A 26,014-nucleotide genomic window follows, 5' to 3' on the forward strand; every position below is an offset into this window, starting at 1 on the left:
GCCGGCTATCCAACGACTTCGCCTTCGCGCCATAGGCGGTCGTCGCGCACCAGCTACATAAACGAGAAGGAGAGACCGCCGTTGCCGACTGTCTCTCTTACGTCCCGGCAATGGCCTAGCGCGATTAGCTTTTTTGAACGGCGGCCGCGGCCTTGCGGATCACCTCGATAACGATGTCGGGCTGAGAGAGCATCGGCACGTGACTGCTCGCCACTTCGGTGACGGTCGCTCCCATGCGCTTCGAGACCCAGCGCTGCAGGTCAGGGTGTACTGTACGGTCTTGCGTGGCCAGAATGTACCAGCTCGGCTTCGATCTCCACGCGATGTCGTCTGCGCTGAGCTTCTGTTGGCGGAACAGATCGTAGACGGGCGCATAATGCGTCGCCCACACGAGTTTCTGGTCTTTCTCGGAAAGATCTCCAGCGAAGAACTCGGTGCCATTCGGAAGCATCCAAGCGCGCCCGTCCGCGACCTCGACGCGAGAGAAAATATCTGACGGGTACTTGTCAAGCTGGTCCTGCACGGTCTCGCCGGCGTCAGGGGCGACAGCTGCGATGTAGACGAGGCCGACTACGCGCTCATCGGTGCCCGAGGCGGTGATGGTCGCTCCACCATAAGAATGACCGACGAGGAGGACCGGGCTGCCGACACGGTTGAGCGTGCGCTTCACCGTCGCCAGGTCCTCTTCGAAGGAGTCCAGGCCATATTGAACCGCGATGACTTCGTGTCCGTCCGCCTGCAATGCAGGAATGACCTTACTGAAGCATGAGCCATCGGCCCAGATTCCATGGCAGAAAACGATGGTTGGTTTGGCTTGCGCAGGCATATTGCGTTCCCTTTTTTTACGAAGTGAGAAGTGGGATTCTAACTCTGACGATTTGCTGGCCGTCTACTCTACGGGGGAGCGATGAAAGGCATTTGAAGACCTAGACCATGGCGTCCAGGGATCTGAACAATGACAGCGGATCTCGCCTTGTATCTGCGAGATCGCTCATTGCGATGGCTAGACTATTCGTTCATAGATGGCCGAATAGATAGAAGTCGTTCGGTTCTTTCGAGATCAAATGTCCTGAATGGCGACGATTTTGGAAAAGACGGCGGGCCTGCTCGCCTTTGTGCGGACGGTTGATGCCGGGTCTTTCGCCGGCGCCGCAAGGTTGATCGGCGCCAGCCCTTCAGCGGTATCGAAAAGCGTCGCGCGCCTGGAACAACGTCTCGGTGTCCGCCTTCTGCAGCGGTCGACGCGCACGCTCAGCCCGACGTCCGAAGGCGCCGCGTACTACGAGCACGTGGCTCCCCATCTGCGCGCTATAGAGGAAGCCGAGGACATCGTGCAGATTCCGGGCAACGTACGTGGCGTGCTTCGGGTCTCCGTGCCGACTACATTTGGGCGTCCGCTAATTTCTGCCTGGTCTGGCTCGTTCCTCGAACGCTACCCAGACATCAAGCTCGACCTCAGCGTCACAGACCGCCGCGTTGATCTGATTCGCGAAGGTTTCGATCTCGCGGTGAGAATCGGAGAATTGGAAGACACGAACTTGATCCGTCGGTCGTTGGGTGTCCTGCAATATGTCCTGGGCGCATCGCCAGACTATCTCCAGCGCCGGGGAATCCCCCGGTCTATCGATGATCTCAAGCAGCATGCTTGTCTTGGCCATTTGCTTGCCGGCCGGCCGCAACCGTTTACTTTTGCCGATGGCACGCGGATCGTTCCGGCTGGCCCCTTCGATAGCGACGACGCTCAATCCTTGATCGAGGCAGTCCTAAAGGGGGTCGGTATCACGCAATTCATGCGCCTGGCGATCGAGGATGACCTTGCGGCCGGACGATTGAATATCGTGCTGCCAGAGATACCCATGTTCACCACGCCGATCCATGTTCTCCACGCGTTCGGACGGCAACTTCCGCTACGAGCGCGCCTGTTCATCGATTTTCTAGTCGAGGCGTTGGGCGTTTGAACTCGCCGATTTTGAATGCGCTACGATAAAGCCGATGCTGCTCAACAAGCAGCGTCGCGTTCCCCGCGTAAATGACGGGGCGCGGCTCGACTGTCCGGCCTCGTCATTTATCCAGCAAGCTTCAAAAGCCTGCGGCGACGATGGTGCGCAGCAGCTTCGCGTTGCTGAAGCCAATATCTTCACGCGTCAATCCCATACGCAAGATCACCAATTTGCGCGAGGGAATGATCGCGATCACCTGACGGAGGTGACCTTGCAACATAAACGTGTCGGCGGGGAGATCGAATCCTTGGCCACGCGCCAACCAAAGCTGTCCACGACCATAGACGGGGCCTTGGCCCTGATCGGACGCTGGGAAAGGTGAGCGCATATAGTCGACAAAGCCCGCCGGCAAAAGCTGTTGGCCGTTCCAATCCCCGCCCAATCGCAAAAACTCGCCGAAGCGCGCCCAATCGTGCGCGTTGGCGTAGAGGAAGCCTTCGCCGAGAAACGTGTCGGCCTCGTCGGCTTCGATAACAGCGCTATTCATGCCCAAAGGGTTGAACAGTCGCTCGCGCGGATAAGACAGAGCCCCCTCGCCAATCGCGTTCTGCCATAGTCGCGTCAGCAGAACGGACTCGCCGGACGAATAGTGAAATGTCGTTCCCGGTGAGGCGACGAGCCTTCGATCCCGCGCGAAAGCCGCCGCATCCCGCACGAGATACTCCATGCGTCCCGGGTCGGTGTGACGCCCCTGATCTTCGTTCCATTCCAGTCCGCCAGACATGGCCATCAGATCGGCGACCGAGATGTCCGAGCGGGCGTCCCCCGCCCATTGCGGAAACAGATGTTTCTTATCGAGCGAAAGTTTGCCGTCCTTGATGGCCAGCCCGACCAGGGCCGCCGTGACGCTCTTGGTCATCGACCAACCCAGCAAGGGCGTTGAAGGGGTGAAACCCTGGCCATAGGTTTCGGCGACGATGCGCCCGTCGTGCACGACAACGATCGCTCGCATGCCCGGACCTTGCAAAACCGGATTGTTCACCGCCGCCTGCAAACGTGCGTTGTCGGATAACTGCACTTTTTCGCCGGTCGGCCAGAGCGTGTCGGCGTCAGTCGTAGGTGAGGGTCGCAGCGCGGCAGGATGATTCCAAGACGTGCCATTCAAGACGTTGGTGCAGCCCCGTCCCTCGACATACTGGGCGTGACGTTTGGCGAAAAGACCGAAAAGACTGGCGTCGACGCTGTGGTCGACGGCGCTGACGTCGATTTTCACGAGGCGGAAGATCGGATGTCCGAGGGCCAGCAGGTCGGTACGCAAGATCGCATCCGCTTCGCGCTTGGCCATGAATACGTTCGAGCAGATGGTCTTCGCCGCAGCAGCGGAGGCGAGCTGTAATTCGTCTTGATGGGCGATGACGATCCAACCGCCAAGCCCCAATATCGCCAAGGCCAAAACACCGACGACGAAACCGAAAAGCCTGAGCGCCCAATGCATGATGTCTTATCCCAGCCAAGGGGAGTTCTTTACTATGGCGCGGAAGATGGTTCCAAGCACGGCCTAATTCGCCTGCGACCGTGGTTCAGGCTGCGCATCCGCCAGCGGTAGATCCTCCAGCTCCCAACCGTCGGTGCCTTCCGGATACCAGACGACATTGCTGTAGCCATAGGACAGCGCGCGCTTTGCGGCATTCCACGACATCCAGCAATCGGCCTGACAGTAGATCACCAGAAGCGCGTCTCGCCGGCCGGCCGATGCGCGCGCGAGACCATCTCGCAGATAGGCCTCGGTCTCGGTGGCCAACCTGCCATAGCCGGTGTCGGGCAGCCACAGGCTGCCCGGAATGTTGTGCCGCGGCTTGTCGCGCCAGACCGTTTCCGGCGGTAGATTGGCCGGCTTCGGCGGACGCGGCATGACATCAATGAAGGCGCCACGTTTGTCGCGCCAGATCGCCTCGGCGTCTTTCGTCGTGATGACGCGTCCGCCTTTCAGCGTCGCCGGCACCGGCGTGCGATAATTGTCGGTGCGATAGTCATCGGGCTCGGGGACGATATCCTGGGCCCGGGCCGACGTGACCATCACCAGTGCCATCGCGAGAAGGATGGCGTAACGCATGGTCACGGCGACTTGGCTGCCGCCTCCGGCCCGATCGGACGATTGTTCTCATCGAGAATGGGAACGCCGAAATCGAGCAGGACCTTGTTGATGGCCGGCTGGTTTTCCTGAATCAGCCGATTGAGCTGCCGCTTCCAGTTCTGATCCGCCGAGCGCACGCCCATGCCGATGCGATAGACGAGCCGGGGCCCGGTGGTTTCTTTGACCAGCGGCGTGACATGAAGCGGAGGATTGGCGTTCTTGGCGTAGAAGCCCGCCATAGGCCCCCACAGGATCGCAGCGTCGATATCACCAGATGTAAGGTCCTTGATCATGGCCAGTGCCGATGAATCGATGCGGGTATCGATCACCAACGGATAGGGCTTCGCATTCACCATCAGGCCGTTGACCGCCATATTGGTGGCCGGCGGCGTCCCCGCCACGATGCCGATATGTTTGCTCTTCAACCTGGCGTCATCCAGCGTCGTGACGTCATCGAGACCGGCGCCGGTCTTCGACACCAGGGCATAGGCCGTCCGGTAATAGGGATTGGTGCCCTGGACGAGGTCGTCGCCCTGCGGGAAGCCCATGATGACATCGCAACGATGCGCGCCGAGAGTCATGCGAACGAAGCCCGTCGCCTGCGGGAAATAGACGTAATCGAGCTTCTTGTTCAGCTTGGCTGCGAACAGCTCGGCGAGCTTGTTCTCCAAACCCTCGCCCTTCTCATTCGAGAACGGCATGTTACGCGGATCGGCGCAAACACGCAGCGACTGTGGATCGACCAGTTCGATCGAGAGATCGTCGGTCGCAGCAGTCTGGCCAAGCGCGGTGCATAGGCCCTCAAGCAACAGCGCACTCGCAAAGAGCGACGTGAGTAGCGCGCGACGTTTTCCGGATCGTTCCGCTCGGTGCTGCATGCGCTACCTGCCGTTCACATTTGATGGGTGACACGACAAAAACCTAGGCCTCTCGTTTTAAGCGTGCAAGATGCAATGGGGCGCTTCCGATGTTGCGCCGCACTTTCCGGGTGATTGCAGGATCGCTGCTTCCCGGGGTGATATGGAGATGCAAATGACATCTCGCCTTGCGATGCATGCAGCGCTCATCATGCTGGCAATGGTCGCATCTGCTCGCGCACAACAGCAGACTTTGGCGATCAGTGAAATCGCACCGGGTGTTTTCATGCATCAGGGACGCATTGCCTTGATGTCGTCGGACAATGACGGCGCCATCGCCAATATCGGCGTCGTGATCGGCGAGCAGGCTGTTGCCGTGATCGACACCGGGGGCAGCGTGCGGGAGGGGCGACAATTGCTGGCTTCTATCCGCGCGCGCACAGACAAGCCCATTCGCTACGTCATCAATACCCATGGTCATCCCGACCATATGTTCGGCAACGCCGCCTTCGTCGCTGACGGAACCGAGTTCGTCGGCCATATTAGGCTGCCGCAGGCACTGGCTGCACGCGGGCAGTATTATCTCGACGCATTCAGGCGCAGCATGGGCGACGCACTGATCGATGACGTCCGTATCGTACCGCCAACCCGGCTCGTCGATGGAGAACTCGTCCTCGATCTCGGCGGGCGCACACTTATCGTGAAAGCCTGGCCCACTGCCCATAGCGATAGTGATGTCACGGTATTCGACACGGCGACGAAGACGTTGTTCGCTGGAGATCTGGTCTTTCTCCGCCATATTCCAGTGCTCGATGGCAGCATCCAGGCGTGGCTTAAGCTGCTGGACGATCTCGCGGCGCTGCCGGCCGAACGCGTCGTTCCCGGCCATGGTCCAGTGAGCGATTGGCCGCAAGCCCTCGCCGGCGAACGCCGGTATCTCGAAACACTCGCGGCCGGTATCCGCAAGGACGTCATCGACGGCAAGCCGATCGCGGCAGCTACGAAACACGCGGCGGAAGCCGAACGCGGCAAATGGGAGCTTTTTGACGACTATAACGTCCGCAACGCAACTGCAGCATACTCACAATTTGAATGGGAATGACCGCTGGTTGGGTTAGTATCAAGCGTGTCGCTTCTTCCCTTGCGAGGGCCGTACCATGCCGGAATTTGCAATCCGCAGCGTCTGTGCCGCCATCCTGCTGAGCGCTTTCCTCAGTCCGCATTCTGTGTCCGCGGCCGGTCCGGAGCCTTACGATCCATGGCCGGGGCTGGTGCAGGATATTTTCGACAGCCGACCGATGGAAGACGGCAGCAACCTGATCGCACTCGAGATGCCGACGCGCGCGGAGGATGCTGCCATCGTGCCGGTGACGTTGCGCCTCAAGCCGACATTCGACGCGCGCCCGCGGGTGGTGACGATCACGCTGGTGATCGACCAGAACCCGGCGCCTATGGCCGCGAAATTCAAGCTCGGGGCCGACGCAAATGTCTCGGAGATTTCAACGCGTGTCCGGATCAACAATTACACCAACGTCCATGCCGTCGCGGAGACCAGTGACGGCAAACTCCATGTGGTGCAAACCTATGTGAAGGCGTCCGGTGGCTGCTCTGCGCCGGCGGCGAAGAATGCCGAAGAGGCCAAGAGCCGGTTGGGCCAGATGCGCTACAGGGAGTTTGCCGGAGCGCAAAACGAGGAAAAAAGCGGTACGCGCGAGGCGCAGGTCATGATCGGCCACCCCAATAATTCCGGCCTGCAGATGGATCAGGTCTCGCAACTCTATATTCCCGCCCTCTATGTCGACCGGCTCCAGCTATGGCAGGACAACAGCCCGGTCCTGTCGGTGGAGGGCGGCATCTCGATTTCCGAAGACCCGAATATTCGATTCACTTACGTCTCAAATGGCGCAAAGACGTTCCGCGCCGAGGCCAAGGACACCGACGGGCATCAATTCAGGCATGAGTGGAAGGTCAACGGCTCCGGCATGTAGCGCAGCGCATCATGCGGATAGCGCTAGAAGCAGCGCACTTCAGCCTCGGCCTGGGCGCGCCTGACGTCGTTGATGGCGCTGTTAGCCTGCTCCGAGGTCCGGAACTGGGCGCTCAGATTGCCGCGCACCTGCGACATGCTCAGCGCCGTTTCCGCCGTGATATAGCGGGTATAAGGCACCAGCGACGCCACGACATCGATCGAGCACGAGCATTGCTCGATCGACTGCCGGGTCTCGCCATTCGCTTTCATGCAGCCGAAGACATATTCGGCGCGCGCGGAGGTCGGATAGTCATTGACCTCCGCCGCCCTTGCCGACCCCGACAAAACGGCAACGGCCGCAAACGTGACCAAATATCCTGTCATTCGATCGGGTCCCACGAGAGCCTCGCAAAGCTGGCGAAGACGACTGGCAAACTATACTAAGAAAACGAAACGGCTCAATAAGCCGAACAGATATGGAGGGGACATGTCACGCGCATCTCTATCGATGGCTGTCATACTGCTGCTCATCGCAGGCCATGCTCATGCCCAGGGCAAAGCCGGCAAGGGCATCCGGCTCTGGAACCTGACGACATCGACCATTACCGGGTTCCAGCTATCCCCGGCCGGAAAGCAGCAATGGAGCGCCAATCTGACACTGGCGGACAAGGATAAGGAAGTCGATCACGACGAGCGGCTGCGCATCACGGGGATAGAGCCCGGCAATTACGACGCCAAGGTCAGCTATTCCGAGGCGCGCCAGTGCGTGGTCAGGAATATCGAGATCAAGGCCGATGCGGTATTCTCGATTGCGGACAAGGACCTGCAGGACTGCAACAAGTAACGATCATGCCTTGTCATGGCTATGCGGATATTCGCAGCGCCACTTCACCGCGGTCCATTTCGGGTGTTCGCCGATCCACTGGGCGATGTAGGGCGGCGCTGCCATGGCGCATTGATGCAGCGAGAAGTCTGCCGTGAACGACAGGTTCCGCTCTTCGCAGGTGTTCGGCGACATTACCGCGCAGACTGTCAGGACCAGATTGATCATATTCATGTCGGCATCCCAGATCGTTCACCGGACGATAACATCTGAAATACGCGCCCGTCAGCGCGAAGTTTCGGCGATTTCCAGGCTAAAAATTGATCCCGTAAACCAGACGGGCCTGGTGACGCTCGAAATTGACCAGATCCAGCGTCGATCCGGGCACTTCGGAGCGGCCCCACACTTGCGTGCTCCAGCTGGCAGTCAGTCGTGATCGGTCCGAAAGCTGGACATAGGCGGTTGGCCCGACGAACAGCGCCTGACCAGCCAGTTCGCCAAGGCCGATCCCTTCATATCGGCGCATATAGCGCGCCTCGCCGCCGAGAAGGATGCCGGGGCGCACCTGCATCATGACGCCGAGCGCCGCTCCGATGCTCGCCTCGCGTTCCCGCGTTCCGGTATCGACATAGCGCGTCCATTCCGGCTGATAGATCAGATTGAGTGCCGCAACAGCAACGTCAGGGACGATCTCTCGATCGAAGGCCAGCGTGAGCCCAGTGCCGTAGCTCCTGACCCGCGCTGCGCTCGTTTCGTCGATCCCGTTGAACTGCGTGTCGATCGCGAGCGTCATGCCGATGGGGGCCGTCTCGCGATCGAGAAATCTGTAGCGAAAGTCCAGCGATGCCCCCTGCCAGGCAAGCGTGCGCTGATCGGCGAATCCGGGAACGCCAGTGATCCGATGGGCCGAGAAACTGCTGCCGATCTCGATGCGAATGTCCTTGGCGGGAACGAACTCCAGTTCGAATTCCTGCTCGCCCGCGCGATAGCGACCGCCGGATTTGCCGAATCGCCCGGTCGTCTCGCTCTGGAATTCCCGCTCGCCCACCCGGCCGACATCACTGCCGATCATGAAGCCGAAAATATGCTCGGTATCGATGTCACCGGCCTGAGCGCTCGCCACGGCCAGCGTGCTGAATGCAAGAATCGCCGCGTAGACTGTTCTGACGCCGCGCTGCACCTGCATCCAATCCTGTCATCGAAGAGAGACGTATATATAGAGATAACGCACCGCGCGAGCCTAGCCGAAATTGGCTCAGCCGCGAAGACGTCTCTGCGATTGACTTGAACATCGCACCAGGATCGGCATGCTATACGCATGCGGCGCGCCGTTAGTGCCAATAGTCAGGGAAGGATATGTCCATGGCGAGACTCCTGGTCCTCTACAAAACACCGAAGAAGCCCGCAGCCTTCGACAAATACTATCAATCCGTACATATCCCGCTGGCAAAGAAGATTCCGGGGCTGAGACACTATGGCGTCAGCACAGGGGACGTCACAACGCCGACGGGTGACAGCGATATTCATCTGGTCGCCGCGCTGGATTTCGAAACGGTTGCGGCGCTCAAGCTTGGCCTCGCCTCGCCGGAAGGGCAGGCCGCAGCAGGCGATCTCGCGAATTTTGCGGATGGCGGCGTAGATCTTCTGATCTTCGACACGAAGGACGCCTGATAGCCGCAACGCGGGTTCAGCGGCCTCTGCCCGGCTCACAAACCGTAGTCTGCGAGCCGGGAGAGATCGATCAAGACGATCAATCTGTCACTTACGGGCCGCGCAGGCGTACATGTTAATTTCCATGCCGACCTGCACTTCCACGATCTTCGGAGTCTTCCAGCTCATTTTGGTCTCCTCAGAGTTTGCGCGATGATTGCGCCGCCGCACGATAAGCAGTGAGGCGGCCTCTTTCAACTTAACTCCTCAGGTTGCGGCGCAAAATGTGCAGGCAACCGAAGTGTAACTACACTTCTTCGGTGAGAGCAGGCCGCTGATGGCCGTGATGCGCCTTGTGTATCGCGGATGGAGCCACGCCAAAATACTTCCGGAACACGCGACTGAAGTGCGAGGAACTTGAGAAGCCCCAGGAAAATGCGACGTCCGTGATCGTCTTTCCGTTCTGCGCTTCCAGTTCCTGCCGGCAATTCTGCAGCCGCGCCTGCCAGATATAGTCGCTGACAGTTATCCCGCGGTCGCTGAACAGCATATGCAGATAACGTTTGGTGCAATGCAATGCGGTCGAAATCTGATCGATGCTGAGCTCGGGGTCGCGCAAATGTTCCCGAATGAAACCCTGCGCACGGACATACATGGCTTCCGGCCCGACACGATCAAGCGTCATGTCGACTTCCCGCAGCGGCAACAGCAACAGATCAATCAGTGAATCGGCAACACCGATGGCACTGTTTGGCGATAGTCTGGTCGCTTCGTGGAAAGCGGCCTGTACGAATTCGTGTGCGATGCGCCCGGTGCCGGCGCGCGCCGACAGTTTGCAGGCGGCCAGATTTCCCGCACCGAGGCCGCGCTCATGCAGCAACTCCTTGGGCACGATCACGACGTCATGGCGTGTAAAGGCCGGGCTGACGATGGTATGCGGGCACGACACATCATAGACGAGGCAATCGCCGGGCCCGATATCGATCCGGCGACTGTCCTGTTCGAAATGCGAAACGCCATAAGTTTGGAACACGATCTTCACGTAGGGATGATCGCTTTGCCGAATTCGCGGGGCTGCGTGGCCGATTCGATGCTGGCTCGCCTCGATGTGACACAATTTCAACCGCGAAACCGATGTGCAGCTGATCAGTGCATCGAATGTGGATGCTTCCAGCGGATCGATGTCAAATCGCCCGCACAGATCGGTCAGGGCATCCGACCAAACCTGGATCTGCCTTGTCGGCGTCAATCCGGATGTGCTGAGAGAACTAAGCGTATCGGACATGAACAATTCACCGATGAAAGGTCATCACGTAACAATTCGTCACGAGACGGAACTATACTTACAGAACGAAGCACATATCGAACGAAGCACATATGGAAAAATGTGCGAAACAATATGTAACGGCACAGCCCGCAGCTCGTGAATTGTGGTCAGAGTAACTCACTTCTCCTTGTCGATCCTCTGACTCGATACCAGCCCCGTCAAGTGAAACATCACCCTTAGGTCGCAGTGCGGCGATCCGTGTGCAGTGCGAAAGGCGTGGGCTTTCCAGATACCGTTCAGGTTTTTCGTCAATGTACGAGAAAATTATCTTGCGCGGGTTCTCTGTCGAGCAAGCCTGCTTCGCTCTTGGGCAAGTATGCAGCAGCGGATCTTGCTACTCATAGAAACCAAAATGAAGCTGGGCCGCTTGACGAGACCCGGCATTATGTCTGGGAGGACATCACGATGCGAAAGGTGCTGCTTGCGACCTGTCTTGGCACAATGGCGGCCTCTGCCGCAGGCGTTGCCATCGCCAATGATGAACTGACAAAGATGGCGCAGAACCCGAAAGACTGGGTCATGCCAGCGGGCGACTACGCCAATACGCGCTATTCGAAGCTGAACCAGATCACGGCGGCTAATGTCGGCAAGCTGCAGGTGGCTTGGACCTTCTCTACCGGTGTGCTGCGCGGCCACGAAGGCGGTCCGCTGATCATCGGCAACATGATGTATGTGCATACGCCGTTCCCGAACAAGGTCTACGCAATGGACCTGTCGCAGGACAACAAGATCGTCTGGAAGTATGAACCGAAGCAGGATCCGAACGTCATTCCGGTGATGTGCTGCGACACCGTCAATCGCGGCGTCGCCTATGCGGACGGCAAGATCTTCCTGCACCAGGCCGATACCACGCTGGTCGCACTCGACGCCAAGACCGGCAAGGAAGTTTGGACGGTCAAGAACGGCGACCCTGGCAAGGGTGCAACGGGCACGTCGTCCCCGCTCGTGGTCAAGGATAAGGTCCTGATCGGCATCTCGGGCGGCGAATTCGGCGTTCAGTGCCACATGACCGCCTATGACCTGAAGACCGGCAAGCTGGCATGGCGCGCCTTCTCGGAAGGACCGGACGACCAGATCATGGTGGATCCGGAGAAGACCACCGCACTCGGCAAGCCCGTCGGCAAGGACTCCAGCATCAAGACGTGGCAAGGCGATCAGTGGAAGATCGGCGGCGGCTGCACCTGGGGCTGGACCTCCTACGATCCGGAGCTGAACCTCGTCTATTACGGCTCGGGCAATCCCTCGACCTGGAATCCGAAGCAACGGCCGGGCGACAACAAGTGGTCAATGACCATCTTCGCGCGCGATGCCGACACAGGCATGGCCAAGTGGGTCTATCAGATGACTCCGCATGACGAATGGGACTATGACGGCGTCAACGAAATGATCCTCAGCGATCAGCAGATGAACGGCCAAAACCGCAAGCTGCTGACGCATTTCGATCGTAACGGCCTCGCTTACACCATGGACCGTGTCACCGGTGAATTGCTGGTTGCCGAAAAATACGATCCGAAGGTGAACTGGACCACCGGTGTCGACATGAACAAGTCGTCGCCGACCTATGGCCGTCCGAAAGTGGTCGATCAGTACTCCACCGAGAAGCAAGGTGAAGACGTCAACACCAAGGGCGTCTGCCCGGCGGCACTCGGCACCAAGGATCAGCAACCCGGAGCCTATTCGCCGGATACCCAGCTGTTCTATGTGCCGACCAACCATGTCTGCATGGACTATGAGCCGTTCAAGGTGAACTACACCGCCGGCCAGCCTTATGTGGGTGCGACGCTGTCGATGTATCCACCTCCGGGCGAAACCCATATGGGCAACTTCATTGCCTGGGACAACAAGACCGGCAAGATCGTCTGGTCCAACAAGGAACAGTTCTCGGTCTGGTCGGGGGCGCTCGCCACTGCCGGTGGCGTGGTGTTCTACGGGACGCTGGAAGGCTACCTGAAGGCGGTCGATGCCAAGACGGGTAAGGAACTCTACAAGTTCAAGACTCCGTCCGGCATCATCGGCAACGTCACCACCTACGAAAACAATGGCCGGCAGTATATCGCCGTCCTGTCAGGCGTCGGCGGCTGGGCCGGCATCGGTCTCGCAGCGGGTCTGACGGATCCGACTGCCGGTCTCGGTGCCGTCGGTGGTTACGCAGCCCTGACCAACTATACCGCACTCGGCGGCGCGCTGACGGTCTTTGCACTCCCACAGTGAACTGACGCATCAGTCACCGGCGCATGGCTTCGTCCATGCGCCGGTCTTTTCTGAAATCGCATGTCGAGGACAAGCTATTGCGTCACATCTGGTCTGTCATTGCCACGATTGTTGTCGTGGCCTCCGGGAATACGAGCTTCGCCGAGAATGCCGGCGATCCGAAAGCCGTTAAATCCGAAGACGGCAAGTATTTGGACAAGGAGGGCAATCCGACCTTCAACGTTTCCGCCGATGGCACCATCGACTGGTACACATATTCGGGTTACCGGCGCTATCACTCGGAATGCCACGTTTGTCATGGCCCCGATGGGATGGGATCGACCTACGCACCGGCACTGAAGGACTCGCTGAAAACGATGAGCTATGGCGACTTCCTCGGCGTTGTCGCCAGCGGCCGCAAGAATGTCAGCACGTCGCAGGAAAGCGTCATGCCGGCCTTTGGCGATAACACCAATGTCGCCTGCTACATGGACGATCTCTACGTCTATCTGCGTGCGCGCGCCAATGATGCAGTCGGCCGCGTCCGCCCGGGCAAGCGCGAGGAAAAGCCCGCAGCCTATACCGAGGCCGAGAGCGCCTGCATGGGGAAACCGCACTAATGCGGATCGCAAACCGCTGACCTGCAATCCCGGATAACGCGGGCTCGGACGGCACAGGACCGGATGACGCAAGATCAAACGACCGAGGGAGTTGAGAATGAAGACCCGCGCCGCAGTCGCCTTCGAAGCAAAGAAGCCGCTTGAGATCGTCGACGTCGATCTCGAAGGGCCGAAGGCAGGCGAAGTTCTGGTCGAGATCAAAGCGACCGGCATTTGCCACACCGATGCCTATACGCTCGATGGTTTCGACAGCGAAGGCATCTTTCCTTCCATCCTCGGCCATGAGGGCGCAGGTATCGTGCGTGAGGTCGGTCCCGGCGTCACCTCGGTCAAGCCCGGCGATCATGTCATTCCGCTTTACACGCCGGAATGCCGGCAATGCAAAAGCTGCCTGAGCCAGAAGACCAATCTCTGCACCGCGATCCGCGCCACCCAGGGCAAGGGCGTGATGCCGGACGGGACCTCGCGCTTCAGCTATCAGGGCAAGCCGATCTACCACTACATGGGCTGCTCGACCTTTTCGAACTTCACGGTGCTGCCGGAGATCGCGGTGGCGAAGATCCGCGACGACGCCCCGTTCGACAAGAGCTGCTATATCGGCTGCGGCGTCACCACCGGTGTCGGCGCCGTGGTCAATACGGCGAAGGTCACGCCGGGCTCCAATGTTGTCGTGTTCGGCCTCGGCGGCATCGGCCTCAACGTCATTCAGGGCGCACGGATGGTCGGAGCCGACAAGATCGTCGGCGTCGACATCAATGACGACAAGGAAGAATGGGGCCGCCGCTTCGGCATGACCCATTTCGTCAATCCGAAGAAGGTTGATGGCGACATTGTTCAGCATCTGGTGGGGCTGACCGATGGCGGTGCCGATTACACCTTCGACTGCACCGGCAATACCACGGTCATGCGCCAGGCGCTTGAAGCCTGCCATCGCGGCTGGGGTGTCTCCGTTGTCATTGGCGTTGCGGAGTCCGGAAAAGAGATTGCGACCCGGCCATTCCAGCTCGTCACAGGTCGCGTCTGGAAAGGCACAGCCTTCGGCGGCGCGCGCGGTCGTACCGACGTTCCCAAGATCGTCGACTGGTACATGAACGGAAAGATCGAGATCGATCCGATGATTACGCATGTGCTCAAGCTGGAAGAGATCAACAGGGGATTCGATCTGATGCACGAAGGAAAATCGATCCGATCGGTGGTCGTGTTCTGAATGCAGGCTGCAACACCAGAGTGCCAATACAACAATGCTTCACACAAGTGACGCATCATACCAGGAGGATAGACTGATGACTGTTCATATCCACCCGTCCGTTGACGGCGGTGTCAAACAAGGTTCAGGCCATTTTGCCGGCGGAACGCTGGTCTGCAAATGCAGCGACAAGCCGGTCAAGGTTGGCGTCAAAGGCGACGTCGCTCATAATCACGCCTGCGGCTGCACCAAATGCTGGAAGCCGAGCGGCGCGACGTTCTCTGTCGTCGCAGTGGTTCCGCGCGAAAACGTCACCGTACTGCAAAACGGCGACAAGCTGCGCATCGTCGATCAGGCCGCAACCATCCAGCGTCATGCCTGCACCGGATGCGGCACCCACATGTTCGGCCGCATCGAGAACAAAGGACATGCGTTCTATGGCCTCGACTTCATTCATCCTGAATTATTCGAAGAATCCGGCTCGGCCGCACCGGGCTTCGCCGCCTTCGTCTCGTCGGTGATTGAATCCGGCGTGAAGCCGAGCGACATGACCGCAATACGGTCGCGCCTCAAGGAACTGGGACTCGAGCCTTATGATTGCCTTTCGCCTGCGCTGATGGATGTCCTCGCCAATCACGTGGCAACGGCCAAAGCGGCCTGAGTCAACACAGCATATGAGCATCCGCCGGTGGCGACATGTCGCCACCGGCGTTGCTATTGGTAGATTTGCCCCGGCAAGGGGCTTCGACTTTGTGGGTCACCCGAATAATCGCGCTTCGGCCTCGCTGCGATCGGCCCGCTGCTTTGTCGCGACAATACTCACAGCATTTGACTGCACGGCGGAGTCGATGGCTCGACGACCGCTTCTGGCGGGCAGCCGACATGCGGCACTCGCCGCCCATTAATGTGGCAGCTCTGCCCAAATCATGGGAGCGGACGATCCAAATTATTGTACGTCCCGGGACAAGCTTTCTGCGGACATGCGCCCGTAGGCTTCTTCGAGGTTAGGAACATGGTTCAGGCCATGACAACGTCGAAGGAGCGATCGAATGGTCAAGTTGCATTTTGCTGACATCCGTAGGCTTTGGCCTGAAACGGGCGCGATGATTGGATGGCGCGCGGCGGCAGTGGGCGCGCTATTGGCGGTTGGTACCTTTGTTCCGATGTCGGCGCAGGCGGCCGTGCCGGCGGCTTGCGCCGAGTTGCAGGCGAAATATCCGGACTGGAAAGGCAAGACGCTCGTTAACGCCATCAATCCGCATACACCGGGCTATGAATCGATCGATCCCAAGGATCCCAACAAATATATCGGTTTCGACATCGATCTCGGTGAGCAGATCGGCGAATGCCTTGGCTTCAAGCTGACCTACAAGGCTGTGACCTTCGCGGCCTTGCTGACCACACTGGCATCGGGCCAGGCCGACATCGTGATATCCGACATCTATGCCACCGAGGAGCGCGCCAAGGCGGCCGATTTCATCACCTATTCCAAGGTGTTCGACGGCGTGCTCGTCGCCAAGGGTAATCCCAAGAAGATCACCGGTATCAACACCTCGCTGTGCGGCACGGCTGCGGCGGAAAACACAGGCTATGTCGAAGTGCCGTTGATCCAGGCGCTGGGGCCGGAATGCAAGAAGGAAGGCAAGGCGGAGCCGACCATCCAGCTCTATGACAACAATGCCAACTGCATCCAGGCGATCCTTGCCGGCCGCGCTGATACCTATATCAACGACGTCAACACCGTCGACAACGCGGTGAAAGCCTATCCGGACAAGCTCGAGAAGGCGGTCGCGGTGACGATCCCCTATCAGGTCGGCATCGCCGTGCCGAAGGACAAGCCCAAGTTCCGCGATGCGGTGAAGGCCGCACTCACCGAGATCTACAAGTCCGGTGATCAGCTCGCGCTGCTGAAGAAGTGGAAACTCGATCCGGAAAACCTGATGGAGCCCGGCCTGCTGACGGTGAAGTAACGCCAGCCCGCAAGCAAGGATCACTCTCAAGTAAGGGCTTTCTGCCGCCATGGAGCTGTTCCTCCACTATCTCAGCATGCCGTATATGATCGAGGGTATCCAGGCGACTTTGCAGGTCACCGCCCTCGGTCTGTGCGGCGGGCTGATCCTCGGTGTGATCCTGGCGTGGATGCAGCTCAGCAGGTTCAAGCCGCTGGCATCCTTCGCCCGGGTCTATGCCGTGATCTTTCGCGGCACGCCGCTGATCCTGCAGATGGTGTTTGCCTATAACGCCCTGCCGCAGATCGGCATCAAGCTTCCCGCCATTCTCGCTGCCGGCCTGGCACTGGCCTGCAACGAAGCGCCATTCATCGCCGAGATGCTGCGCTCCGGCGTACTGGGTGTCGATCGCGGCCAGGTGGTGGCCGGTCAGGCACTCGGCATGACCCCGGGCGTCCTGATGCGCCGGATCATCGCGCCGCAGGCGATCCGTTCGATGATCCCCGCTTTCGGCAACGAAGCGGTCAGCGCGCTGAAGAATTCGTCGCTGGCCTCCGTCATCGCCGTGCAGGAGCTGACGCTGCGCTCGACCCAGCTAGCGTCCTCGACCTTCGATTTCTTTTCGATCTTCTTCGCGTCCGGTCTGATCTATCTGCTGCTCACAGCGGCCATCGCCGGCATCCAACTGCTTCTGGAATGGAAGTTCGACCTCGATCGCACGGCGAAGCAAACTACATTCATGCGCTTCCTGCCGTGGTACCGCGCGCCTGGCAGCGACGATGCGCTGGCGCCGCAGGCCGACATGTCGCCGGAAATCCTGCCCGACGGCGGTGTCGCCGAACTGCCGCCGCCGCGGATGCGGCCGGAACGCGCCGATCGCACCAAACGCGCGGAGATGCTGGCGCGCAACAATGTCGCCGTCGAAGTCTCCGATCTCCGCAAGAGCTACGACAGGAACGTGGTGCTCGACGGTGTCGACATCACGGTGCGGATCGGTGAAGTCATCGCGCTGCTCGGACCAAGCGGCTCCGGCAAGAGCACGCTGCTCCGCTGTATCAACAATCTCGAACTGTGGAACGGCGGCGCCATCAAGGTCGCTGGCCGCCAGCTCGGCTTCAACGAGCACGGTAAGGCGCTGTCGCCGCGGCTGCTGGCGAATGCCCGCGCCGAGGTCGGCGTTGGTATGGTGTTCCAGCAGTTCAACCTGTTCGGCCACCTCACGGCCAAGGAGAACATCGCCGGTCCGCTGCGTTGGGTGCACGGCCTCGCGCGCGCCGATGCCGAGCGCCGTGCCGATGAACTCCTGGCGCGCGTCGGCCTCAGCCACCGCGCCAATGCGCTACCGCGGCATCTGTCTGGCGGCCAACAGCAGCGCGTCGCCATTGCCCGGGCCATCGCGCCCAATCCAAGCGTGCTGTTGCTGGACGAGCCGACCTCGGCGCTCGATCCCGAACTGGTCAACGAGGTCCTCGAAGTGATCCGCAGGCTCGCCGTCGAGGACGGTCTGACCATGATCATCTCGACGCATCAGCTGCGCTTTGCCAGCGAAGTGGCCGACCGTGTGGTGCTGCTCGCCGGAGGCGCGATCATCGAGGAAGGCCCGGCCAGTGAAGTCCTGACCAATCCGCGCAATCCCGTCGCGCAGCGTTTCCTCAATGCGGTGGAGGCGGAAGTCTCGTGATCGTCGCGCCTGTGAAGTTCGTCCATTTGCTACCGAGGGCCTCAGCATGAAACATCATCTTCTTCCGGTGTCGCCGAAGACCGTCCACTGGGGCTATTTCAGCAAGATCGTGGCACCCGCGCTGACGCTGAAGTCGGGCGACCGTGCCACCATCGAAACGCTGACGCATCATGCCAATGACGATTACGAGCGCATGATCGAAGGCGATCCCGGCGCCGAAAGCGTGTTCAAATGGACCCGCGAGCACAAGGCCGTCGTCCGCCGCGGCTCCGGCCCGACGGAAGGTCCGTTCATCCGCGGCTCAGGCGAAGGCGTCGGCGTGCATCTGCTCACCGGGCCGGTGGCGATCGAAGGCGCGGAGCCGGGCGATGTGCTGGAAGTGCGTATTCTCGACGTGCGCCCGCGACCGGCCTGCAAGGCCTGTTATGCCGGCAAGTGTTTCGGCTCCAACGTTGCGGCCAATTGGGGCTTCCACTATCACGACCTGATCGAGGAACCGAAGCCGCGCGAGGTCGTGACGATCTTCGAACTCGATACATCGGGCGAGCCGTTTGCCAATGCGGTCTATAATTATGTCTGGACGCCGCAGACCGACCCCGATGGCATCCTGCATCCAACCATCGATTATCCCGGCGTGCGCGTCGATCACGCGACCATCAGGAAACGCGAAAACATCCTGCCCAACGTCAAGGTGCCGGCACGGCTGCATTTCGGCACCATGGGCCTCGCGCCATCCGAGGAGGATTTCGTGTCGTCGATCCCGCCGAGTTACACAGGCGGCAATATCGATGACTGGCGCGTCGGCAAGGGCGCCAAGATGTTCTATCCTGTGGCGGTGCCCGGCGCGTTCTTCTCGGTCGGCGATCCCCATGCCGCGCAGGGCGACAGCGAGCTCGGCGGCACGGCCATCGAGACCTCGCTGACCGGCGATTTCGAGTTCATCCTGCACAAGCATCGTGACCTCGGCGGCACGCCCCTCGAAGGCCTGACGCATCCGATGCTGGAAACCGCCGATGCCTGGTCGGTCTACGGCTTCACCTTCCCGAACTATCTCGCCGAACTCGGCGCCAATGCGCAGCTCGACGTCGCTAATCATTCCAGCCTCGATCGGGCCATGCGCGATGCGTTCCGCAAGCTCAGGCGTTTCCTGATGACGGTGCACAAGATGAGCGAAGACGAGGCGATCTCGCTGATGTCGGTCGGTGCGGATTTCGGGGTGACGCAAGTGGTCGATGCCAATTGGGGTGTCCATGGCACAATCCGCAAGAACGTCTTCCGCTGCGACTAAGCGGATGAAATTGCACTGAATTCGGCTACGAGGATGATGGCGCGGTGATCGGGGAAGTTGCAGGGCAGGGCGCTGCGTCCTTCGGGATGGCACGGAGGTTGCTTCGCTTCGGCTATGAAGGTCGATGCATGAGCCTCCGTCCGTTCACCAGTGAATCCTACTCTGAAGACGACCGCCCCGAAGCATGGCGCGACGTCCTGGGTTCGATTGGCCTGCAGCCGACGGCTGCAACGACCACGCATCACGGCCACGCCACCGCGCTTCGTCGCACCTTCGAAGGTATTGCACTGGCCAAATTGTCTGCTGGCGCGCAGGCGATCTCGCCCCTGTCGGATCTGGCCAGCGACCATCCCCTGGTGCTGCTGCCGCTTGAGGATGGCGTCGCGCTGAAGACGGCCGCCGGACATCAGATCGTCGCCGCTGGACATCTGCTGCTGTTACCCCGCAAGGGCGATTGGAGCGTATCGTTCCAGCGCGACATGCGCGCGGTGGTGCTCTCGGTGACGTCCGATCCGCTGCACAGTCGCCGCGCCAGTGCACCCGCCATCGCCGATGTCCAGATCGTAGGCCCCGGCGGCTTCGGCGATGTGTTTGCGCGTATGATGGAACAGGTGGCCCGCAACCTCGAAACATTGTCCGATGCCGAATGGTTGGCGATCGCACAAAGTCTTGCCGATCTGTTGCCGACCTTTACACGTCAACTGGCCGAGCCGACGGCCGATCTCAACAGCGGCACGGCGACCAAGGCGGCGACCTTGCATCGGCTGTGCCAAACCATCGAGCGACGCCTCGACGATGCGGATCTGACGCCGGCCAAGGTGGCGCAGGCCGAGGGCATCTCCGAACGTTATCTGCAGAAACTATTCGAAGGCACCGGCAGCAGCTTTACGCATTACCTGCGCGAACGCCGGCTGCAGCGCACCTGGGCCGATCTGTCGAATCCGTCCGAGGCGCATCACTCGATTTCCGAGATTGCCTTTCGTGCCGGCTTCAATGACTCCGCGCATTTCAGCCGCACGTTCCGTCACCGCTTCGGCCTGTCGCCGCGCGAATTCCGCCAGAATGAAGCCGAGCGCTTGACGGCGTCGGCCACGGCGGCGGGACAACGCGGATGGCCGCAGGAAGCGCTGGCGCAGTTGCGCAGCCAGCACGCGCCGTCGACCACGGGGAAGATTGCGCAGCCGGAGCCGGCCGAGACGATCACGCACGGCATCGCGGATGCTTCGAAGAATCTCCGGCACCATCATCTTGCCGCCGATGCATCTCGCGTGCACTGGGGCTATTTCAGCCGCTCGTTGCCGCCGCAGATCGAGATCAATTCCGGCGACACGATCACCATCGAAACACTGACGCAGCACGCATCCGACGATCCCGAGCGGATGATCAAGGGCGATATCGGCGCTGAGAGCGTGTTCTGCTGGACGTGCGATCAGAAGAATGTCGATCGCCGCGGGGCCGGTCCGATGGACGCCTCGATCTATGGCCGTGGTGCCGGTGAGGGCTTTGGCGTCCACATCTGCACCGGGCCGGTGGCGATCAGGGACGCGCAGCCCGGCGATGTGCTGGAAATCCGCATCCTCGACATCGTGCCGCGCGCCAGTCGAAATCCGGATTTCGACGGTCAGGTTTTTGGCAGCAGCGTCGCGGCATGGTGGGGCTATCACTACAAGGAATTTCTTGCCGAGCAGAATGCGCGTGAGGCGGTGACGATCTACGAAATTCTCGATCACGACGACGTGCCATATGCGCGCGCGCTCTACTCGTATCGCTGGGAGCCGCAGACCGATCCGTTCGGCACCGTGCACAATACCTACGATTATCCGGGCATTCCGATTACGCCGGCCTCTGTGCGGCGTCGGCATGACGTGCTCGACGGCATTCGCATTCCTCTGCGTCCACATTTCGGTGTCATTGCCGTGGCGCCGCGAGAGGCCGATCTCGTCGATTCAGTGCCGCCAGCCTATTTTGGCGGTAATCTCGACAATTGGCGGCTCGGCAAGGGATCGACGGTCTATCTGCCGGTATCGGTGCCCGGCGCATTGCTGTCCGTCGGCGATCCCCATGCCGCGCAGGGCGACGGCGAACTCGGTGGCACGGCGATCGAATGTTCGATGACCGGAACCTTCCAGGTGGTCTTGCACAAGAAGGGCAATCTCGCCGGGCAGGCGTTCGCCGATCTCACTTATCCGCTGATCGAGACCGAGAGTGACTGGGTGCTGATGGGCTTCAGCCATCCGAACTATCTCGCCGAATTCGGCGCCAAGGGGCAGAGCGAGGTCTACGCGACCTCGTCGCTCGATCTCGCGATGAAGGACGCCTTTCGCAAGATGCGGCGCTTCCTGATGAACATTAAAGGTCTCACCGAGGATGAGGCGATCGCGTTGATGTCGGTCGCGGTCGACTTTGGCGTGACGCAGGTCGTCGATGGCAATTGGGGCGTCCATGCCATTCTGAGCAAGCGGGTGTTCGACCACACGTCAAAATCATAAGGTCCAGGAGACGCGCTTTTGCAATTTCACATGATCTCCGGCGGGCCGAAGCCGGTCGCGCCGTTCAGCCATGCTGTGGAGACCGACGGCTTCGTGTTCGTCACCGGGCAGATGCCGGACACGCCGGCAATGCCGGGCGTGCTACCCGATGGCATCGTGGCTCAGACCAAAGCGGTGATGGAAAATCTGCGCGTGGTGCTCGCGGGGCTTGAGCTCGGCTTCGAGCACATCACCATGACGCGGATCTATCTCACCGAGTTCAAGCGCGACTACGTGGCGATGAACGAGACCTATCGCAGCTATTTTCCGCGGGATCGTTTGCCGGCGCGGACCTGTGTCGGCGTCACGGGCCTCGCTTATGACGCTCTGATCGAAATCGACCTGGTTTGTCGACGGCCCACATAAGCGTCGGTGCGAAGAGATGGAAAACCTAGTTCGCCTTTTCGATCAGGCTTTCCAGCAAGCGCTTCAGGTCGGCCGTTGCCTTGTTGCCGTAGTTTTCGGCGATATGGGCTTCCTGGCTCAGCGCCAGCGAGTTCAGCCGCTGGGTCAGTGTCTTGCCGCGGTCGGAAATGAACATCACCACCTTGCGGCGGTCGTCGGGGTCCTGCACCCGGTAGACCAGTGCATCAGACACCATCCGATCGACCATCTTGGTCAGGGTTGGATGATTCAGCAGAACCGCATCGGCGAGGTCGCCCATGGAGTAGCCCTTGCCGTCGGACAGCACTTTCAGAATGCGCCACTGTTCGACCGGCACGCCTTCCTTCTTGAAGCGCGCATCGAGCTGGCGATTAATCTCCCGGTTCGCCTGCGCCAGCAGATAAGCGAGGTGTTCGGTGATGGGCGTGCTCGGCGTTCTGGCCACGGTTGGGAAACTTTGCTGGAAGGGGTGATGAATATTAAGCGACTTTGCCTGATCCATATGCACGGGAATCGTTGAATATTCAATATTTTCCTCTACGATATTTTCTTTCGCACGATTTTACTGCCGATAAATTGACGCCGCACCGCCGCTGACAACGTCGAAAGGAGAGCGACATGCTCTCGTCACTGCAGATTGCAACGACCGGTGCGCTGCCGATGCCGGCGCCATGGTTGCTGAAGGGCTTTCAGGACAGCGGGGGAGGTCGTGATGCGATTGCACGTCCCGATCTGTTTCCGCGGCGTCGCAATCGCGAAAAGCTGCGCGTCGTCAATTTTATCGGCCTGTCCGGCCCGGCCGGGATCTGGGGCCTGGCGGGCACCAATAGCATGATGCTCGCGGCTTCGGAGATCAATCGGCGCGGCGGCATTCTCGGGCGCGAGATCGAGCCGGTGTTTCATGATGCCGGCGGCGATATCGATGGCGTTGTCCGCACGGCAGCCGACATGATCGCGGCCGGTGATGCCGATGTCATCATGGGCTCGCATATCAGCGCGGTCCGCGTCGCGTTGCGCAAGGTGATCGCCGGGCGCGTGCCCTATATCTATACGCCTGTCTATGAAGGCGGAGAACGCACGCCCGGCGTGATGGCGATCGGCGAGACGCCGCGCGATCAGTCGCGCCCGGCCGTCGAATGGCTGGCGAATGAAAAGAAGGCGAAGCGCTGGTATCTGATCGGCAGCGATTACGTTTGGCCGTGGCTGGCCCACAAGGCCACCAAGACATACATCGCCGTCGCCGGAGGGCGCGTGGTCGGTGAGGAATTCGTTGCGCTTGGCGAGCAGAATCACGATGCCCAGATCGCCCGTATCCGGGCGGCAAAGCCGGACGTCGTGGTCATCTCGCTGATCGGCACCGACAGCATCGTGTTTAACCGCGCCTTCGCCGAACATGGTCTCTCGTCGAAGGTTCTCCGACTGGCGGGGGCCATGGATGAAACGCTGCTGCTCGGCATGGGCGCAGATAGCTCCGAGGGGCTCTATTGTGCATCGGGCTATTTCGTCGACCGTGCGTCGGCGGCGAATGATGCATTCCGTGCGCAATATGAAGCATCGTTCGGACGCTGTGCGCCTGTGCCGGGATCGGTCGCGCAGTCGAATTACGAGGGGCTTCGGTTTCTCGAATCCGTGGCGACCAAGGCGGGCTCATTCGACGTCCGGCCGATGCTAAACGCGGCGTCCAGCGTGGCCTATCACGGCGCCCGCGGTGAGATCAGCATACGCGGCGGGCGGGCGAAAATGCCGATCTATCTTGCCGAAGCAGACGGTCTGGATTTCAGGCTCATCCGGACATTCTAGGTCAGTCGCAGACCTGATCAGGACGCCCCCCGAAAATAATACTTGAAAAGGAAAATATTTCTCTTTCTAATGATGCGCGAAAGGCGACACCGTCGTCGCCTTGACGGCATGGGCATCCCGAAGAAATGCCGCGCCGGTTGCATCGTGGATATCAGGAGAAATCATCGTGGCCGTTTCACTTCCCACTCCCGATCAACTCCTCGCCGTCGCCGATCAGTGCGGCCTCGCGCTGTCCGATGAGGACGTCACCTCGTTCCGCGCGCTGATGCAGGGATCCGTCGATGCCTACAACGTCGTGGCGGCGATGCCCGACGAAGTACCCGAAGTGAAATATCCGCGTACACCTGGCTATCGGCCCGCACCGGAAGAGAACACGCGCAACGCCTGGTATCGCAAGTCGGTGGTGAAGGGGGCGCCCAGCGGCAAGCTCAAGGGCAAGACCGTCGCGCTGAAGGACAACATCATGCTGGCCGGTGTGCCGATGATGAACGGCTCCTCCACGCTGGAAGGCTATGTGCCGGATTTCGACGCCACCATCGTCACGCGCATGCTGGACGCGGGCGCCGAGATCATGGGCAAGGTGCATTGCGAATCCTTCTGCATGTCCGGCGGCAGCCACACCAATTCGACGGGCAACGTGCATAACCCGCACAAGATGGGCTATTCCGCCGGCGGTTCGTCGTCCGGCAGTGCGGTCGTTGTCGCGCTTGGCGAAGTCGACATGGCAATCGGCGGCGATCAGGGCGGCTCCATCCGCATGCCGTCGTCCTTCTCCGGCACCTATGGCATGAAGCCGACCTGGGGTCTGGTGCCTTATACAGGCATCATGCCGATCGAGATTTTCGTCGATCACACTGGCCCGATGACATCCAACGTCGCCGACAATGCGCTGTTGCTGGAAGTGCTTGCCGGCGACGACGGTTATGATCCGCGGATCAAGTCGCCGGAAGTGCCGGAATACACCAAGGCGCTCGGCACCGGCGTCAAGGGTATGAAGATCGCCATCGTCAAGGAAGGTTTCGAGCAGCTCGGCGCCGAGGACGCGGTCAACCGCAGCGTTCGCGAAGCCGCCAAGCGCTTCGCCGATCTCGGCGCGACAGTGGAGACGATCTCTATCCCGATGCACCTCACCGCGGCGGCGGTGTGGACGCCGATCGGCACCGAAGGCATGACCCAGACCATGATGGTGGGCGACGGCTATGGCCTCAGTCGGTCGGATCTCTATTCGACCTCGCTGATGGATGCCCATCGTGGTTGGCGCGGGCAGGCGGACTCGCTGTCCGAAACCACCAAACTGCTGCTGCTGTTCGGCACCTATATCAACAATAATTTCGGACCGCGCTTCTACGGCAAGGCGCTGAATATCTCGCGTCGCGTCACGGCTGCCTATGACAAGGCGCTGGCGAGCTATGATCTGTTGCTGATGCCGACCACACCGATGAAGGCAACGCCGCTGCCGGCGCCCGGCGCGCCGCGTGAAGAAGTCGTCGGCCGCGCCTTCGAAATGATCTCCAACACCTCGCCCTTCGACATTTCGCATCATCCGGCGATGTCTATCCCCTGCGGCATGGTCGATGGCCTGCCGGTCGGGCTGATGCTGGTCGGCAAGCATTTCGACGAGATGACCATCTATCGCGCGGCTCATGCCTTCGAGCAGTCCGCCGATTGGAAGACGATGTGAGGCATCC

General features: G+C 60.3%; 26 protein-coding genes. 16 read left to right on the top strand and 10 right to left on the bottom strand.

The features are described 5' to 3' along the window. Window positions 1-124: 124 nt before the first annotated feature. The gene (locus tag AB8A23_RS10225) at window positions 125-826 is read right to left on the bottom strand and encodes an alpha/beta fold hydrolase (protein ID WP_120287034.1); all 702 of its coding nucleotides are present in this window, start codon (window positions 824-826) and stop codon (window positions 125-127) included. A gap of 247 nt (window positions 827-1,073) precedes the next feature. On the opposite strand from AB8A23_RS10225, the gene AB8A23_RS10230 reads away from it, so the two are divergent. Next, window positions 1,074-1,958, top strand: coding sequence for a LysR family transcriptional regulator (locus AB8A23_RS10230; protein WP_120287033.1), 885 nt, complete (start codon window positions 1,074-1,076; stop codon window positions 1,956-1,958). 121 nt (window positions 1,959-2,079) lie between these two features. On the opposite strand, the gene AB8A23_RS10235 is transcribed toward AB8A23_RS10230, so the two are convergent. From AB8A23_RS10235 to AB8A23_RS10245, 3 genes are all read right to left on the bottom strand, one after another. Further along, entirely contained in the window at window positions 2,080-3,435 is a 1,356-nt protein-coding gene (locus AB8A23_RS10235; RefSeq protein ID WP_120287032.1) for a serine hydrolase domain-containing protein, read from the bottom strand. Between the two features lie 63 nt (window positions 3,436-3,498). Continuing rightward, a complete protein-coding gene (locus AB8A23_RS10240; RefSeq protein ID WP_120287031.1) occupies window positions 3,499-4,053 on the bottom strand; it encodes a PQQ-dependent catabolism-associated CXXCW motif protein in 555 nt (184 codons plus the stop codon). 2 nt (window positions 4,054-4,055) lie between these two features. Then, entirely contained in the window at window positions 4,056-4,952 is an 897-nt protein-coding gene (locus tag AB8A23_RS10245) for a substrate-binding domain-containing protein (protein ID WP_120287030.1), read from the bottom strand. Between the two features lie 154 nt (window positions 4,953-5,106). On the opposite strand from AB8A23_RS10245, the gene AB8A23_RS10250 reads away from it, so the two are divergent. Together AB8A23_RS10250 and AB8A23_RS10255 are read left to right on the top strand one after the other, a co-directional pair. After that, complete coding sequence (locus AB8A23_RS10250) at window positions 5,107-6,033, top strand: quinoprotein relay system zinc metallohydrolase 2 (RefSeq protein WP_120287990.1); 927 nt, start codon at window positions 5,107-5,109, stop codon at window positions 6,031-6,033. A 55-nt stretch (window positions 6,034-6,088) separates the two neighbouring features. Beyond that, window positions 6,089-6,919 (top strand): quinoprotein dehydrogenase-associated SoxYZ-like carrier, encoded by an 831-nt coding sequence (locus AB8A23_RS10255; RefSeq protein ID WP_120287029.1) that lies wholly within the window; start codon window positions 6,089-6,091, stop codon window positions 6,917-6,919. A 23-nt stretch (window positions 6,920-6,942) separates the two neighbouring features. On the opposite strand, the gene AB8A23_RS10260 is transcribed toward AB8A23_RS10255, so the two are convergent. Then, entirely contained in the window at window positions 6,943-7,284 is a 342-nt protein-coding gene (locus AB8A23_RS10260; protein WP_120287028.1) for a hypothetical protein, read from the bottom strand. Between the two features lie 103 nt (window positions 7,285-7,387). On the opposite strand from AB8A23_RS10260, the gene AB8A23_RS10265 reads away from it, so the two are divergent. Further along, entirely contained in the window at window positions 7,388-7,744 is a 357-nt protein-coding gene (locus AB8A23_RS10265) for a hypothetical protein (protein ID WP_120287027.1), read from the top strand. Between the two features lie 3 nt (window positions 7,745-7,747). On the opposite strand, the gene AB8A23_RS10270 is transcribed toward AB8A23_RS10265, so the two are convergent. Beyond that, entirely contained in the window at window positions 7,748-7,957 is a 210-nt protein-coding gene (locus AB8A23_RS10270) for a hypothetical protein (RefSeq protein ID WP_068734580.1), read from the bottom strand. A 79-nt stretch (window positions 7,958-8,036) separates the two neighbouring features. After that, window positions 8,037-8,909, bottom strand: coding sequence for a hypothetical protein (locus AB8A23_RS10275; protein WP_439059822.1), 873 nt, complete (start codon window positions 8,907-8,909; stop codon window positions 8,037-8,039). A 176-nt stretch (window positions 8,910-9,085) separates the two neighbouring features. Here AB8A23_RS10275 and AB8A23_RS10280 point away from each other — a divergent pair, with 176 nt between their 5' ends. Further along, window positions 9,086-9,394: an EthD family reductase gene (locus AB8A23_RS10280; RefSeq protein WP_120287988.1), complete on the top strand. Its 309-nt coding sequence runs from the start codon at window positions 9,086-9,088 to the stop codon at window positions 9,392-9,394. 87 nt (window positions 9,395-9,481) lie between these two features. Here the strand turns inward: AB8A23_RS10280 and pqqA are convergent, their stop codons facing one another. Both pqqA and AB8A23_RS10290 read right to left on the bottom strand, forming a co-directional pair. Next, window positions 9,482-9,562 (bottom strand): pyrroloquinoline quinone precursor peptide PqqA, encoded by an 81-nt coding sequence (pqqA, locus tag AB8A23_RS10285; protein ID WP_081421972.1) that lies wholly within the window; start codon window positions 9,560-9,562, stop codon window positions 9,482-9,484. Window positions 9,563-9,680: 118 nt separating this feature from the next. Beyond that, window positions 9,681-10,658: a helix-turn-helix domain-containing protein gene (locus tag AB8A23_RS10290; protein WP_175366350.1), complete on the bottom strand. Its 978-nt coding sequence runs from the start codon at window positions 10,656-10,658 to the stop codon at window positions 9,681-9,683. Window positions 10,659-11,105: 447 nt separating this feature from the next. Here AB8A23_RS10290 and xoxF5 point away from each other — a divergent pair, with 447 nt between their 5' ends. The 9 genes from xoxF5 to AB8A23_RS10335 all read left to right on the top strand — a co-directional run bounded on the left by xoxF5 (window position 11,106) and on the right by AB8A23_RS10335 (window position 22,508). Further along, window positions 11,106-12,911, top strand: a complete 1,806-nt coding sequence (xoxF5, locus tag AB8A23_RS10295) for a lanthanide-dependent methanol dehydrogenase XoxF5 (RefSeq protein WP_093757023.1) — start codon at window positions 11,106-11,108, stop codon at window positions 12,909-12,911. A gap of 107 nt (window positions 12,912-13,018) precedes the next feature. Further along, window positions 13,019-13,510: a c-type cytochrome, methanol metabolism-related gene (locus tag AB8A23_RS10300; RefSeq protein ID WP_231081034.1), complete on the top strand. Its 492-nt coding sequence runs from the start codon at window positions 13,019-13,021 to the stop codon at window positions 13,508-13,510. 97 nt (window positions 13,511-13,607) lie between these two features. After that, on the top strand, window positions 13,608-14,717 hold the full coding sequence (locus AB8A23_RS10305) for an S-(hydroxymethyl)glutathione dehydrogenase/class III alcohol dehydrogenase (protein ID WP_068734594.1): 1,110 nt from the start codon (window positions 13,608-13,610) through the stop codon (window positions 14,715-14,717). A gap of 76 nt (window positions 14,718-14,793) precedes the next feature. Beyond that, window positions 14,794-15,357, top strand: a complete 564-nt coding sequence (gfa, locus tag AB8A23_RS10310) for an S-(hydroxymethyl)glutathione synthase (protein ID WP_093757021.1) — start codon at window positions 14,794-14,796, stop codon at window positions 15,355-15,357. A 442-nt stretch (window positions 15,358-15,799) separates the two neighbouring features. Beyond that, window positions 15,800-16,666, top strand: coding sequence for an ABC transporter substrate-binding protein (locus tag AB8A23_RS10315; protein WP_244527955.1), 867 nt, complete (start codon window positions 15,800-15,802; stop codon window positions 16,664-16,666). A gap of 49 nt (window positions 16,667-16,715) precedes the next feature. Beyond that, on the top strand, window positions 16,716-18,326 hold the full coding sequence (locus AB8A23_RS10320) for an amino acid ABC transporter permease/ATP-binding protein (RefSeq protein ID WP_120287025.1): 1,611 nt from the start codon (window positions 16,716-16,718) through the stop codon (window positions 18,324-18,326). A 46-nt stretch (window positions 18,327-18,372) separates the two neighbouring features. Continuing rightward, window positions 18,373-19,614: an acetamidase/formamidase family protein gene (locus AB8A23_RS10325; RefSeq protein ID WP_120287024.1), complete on the top strand. Its 1,242-nt coding sequence runs from the start codon at window positions 18,373-18,375 to the stop codon at window positions 19,612-19,614. Between the two features lie 128 nt (window positions 19,615-19,742). After that, window positions 19,743-22,103, top strand: coding sequence for an acetamidase/formamidase family protein (locus tag AB8A23_RS10330; RefSeq protein WP_115033558.1), 2,361 nt, complete (start codon window positions 19,743-19,745; stop codon window positions 22,101-22,103). A gap of 18 nt (window positions 22,104-22,121) precedes the next feature. Further along, the gene (locus tag AB8A23_RS10335; protein WP_115033557.1) at window positions 22,122-22,508 is read left to right on the top strand and encodes a RidA family protein; all 387 of its coding nucleotides are present in this window, start codon (window positions 22,122-22,124) and stop codon (window positions 22,506-22,508) included. A gap of 25 nt (window positions 22,509-22,533) precedes the next feature. Here AB8A23_RS10335 and AB8A23_RS10340 read toward each other — a convergent pair whose 3' ends face one another. After that, window positions 22,534-22,971 (bottom strand): MarR family transcriptional regulator, encoded by a 438-nt coding sequence (locus tag AB8A23_RS10340; RefSeq protein WP_199488789.1) that lies wholly within the window; start codon window positions 22,969-22,971, stop codon window positions 22,534-22,536. A gap of 173 nt (window positions 22,972-23,144) precedes the next feature. Between AB8A23_RS10340 and AB8A23_RS10345 the strand changes: the two genes are divergently transcribed. After that, complete coding sequence (locus AB8A23_RS10345; RefSeq protein WP_120287023.1) at window positions 23,145-24,326, top strand: substrate-binding domain-containing protein; 1,182 nt, start codon at window positions 23,145-23,147, stop codon at window positions 24,324-24,326. 166 nt (window positions 24,327-24,492) lie between these two features. Continuing rightward, complete coding sequence (locus tag AB8A23_RS10350) at window positions 24,493-26,007, top strand: amidase (RefSeq protein ID WP_120287022.1); 1,515 nt, start codon at window positions 24,493-24,495, stop codon at window positions 26,005-26,007. Window positions 26,008-26,014 lie beyond the last annotated feature (7 nt).

Source organism: Tardiphaga sp. 619_E2_N8_4 (assembly GCF_051810905.1).
Classification (GTDB): domain Bacteria; phylum Pseudomonadota; class Alphaproteobacteria; order Rhizobiales; family Xanthobacteraceae; genus Tardiphaga; species Tardiphaga robiniae.